Raw genomic sequence first — 624 nt, 5'->3', positions numbered from 1 at the left:
CCCAACTCCAATGAGTAGTAATATACGTGCTTAATATCTTCAAACTGCTTGAAAAGTAATTCTGCCCTGATTTTCTGACTCTTGGTCCATTTATCAGGTGATTTAAATAATAAATATCTGCTTCTGGCCAATAATTGCCTGAGTGTATCTCCGTTTTCGAGTTCTTCTGCTTTATATACTTCCCCCTTCTCTTTTGCCGCTTTCATAGCTTTATTCTCCTCTTTTATCACTTGCCATCTATATGTAATGCGCAACTCTTGTACAGCTTCGTATACAAGTTTTTGTACATGAAACCTATCAATCACCTGCATGGCACGTGGAAAGCACGTTTTGGCAATCTTTTGCATGCTCCCGGCCATATCCAGTGTAATTTCTTTGACCTGATTACGCAGCTCCTGTGGCATCTTTGTAAGTACCGCAATGATATCATCGGTTTTAGTGCCCTGAATTACAGCTATAATAGAACCTTTCCTACCTCGCTTATCTCTATTTATTAAGATGGTATAAAGATCTCCCTTACTTAAAGCCGTTTCGTCAATACATAGGTGATAACCCATATTCTTTGGATAAAGGATATACTCTTGGGCATGTGCTCTCTGATCCCAATTCTGGAAGTCACTCAGG

1 protein-coding gene is annotated in these 624 nt (G+C 39.4%); it reads right to left on the bottom strand.

The window, feature by feature from the left end; genetic code table 11:
- Nucleotides 1-623 (bottom strand): transposase (locus LPH68_RS26510; RefSeq protein ID WP_230297296.1); only part of this gene is annotated, 623 nt, incomplete at its 3' end.
- Nucleotide 624: the final 1 nt, after the last annotated feature.

This window comes from Bacteroides sp. 1_1_30, from assembly GCF_020982715.1.
Lineage (GTDB): Bacteria > Bacteroidota > Bacteroidia > Bacteroidales > Bacteroidaceae > Bacteroides > Bacteroides xylanisolvens.
This window is presented reverse-complemented; position numbering and strand designations above follow the sequence as displayed.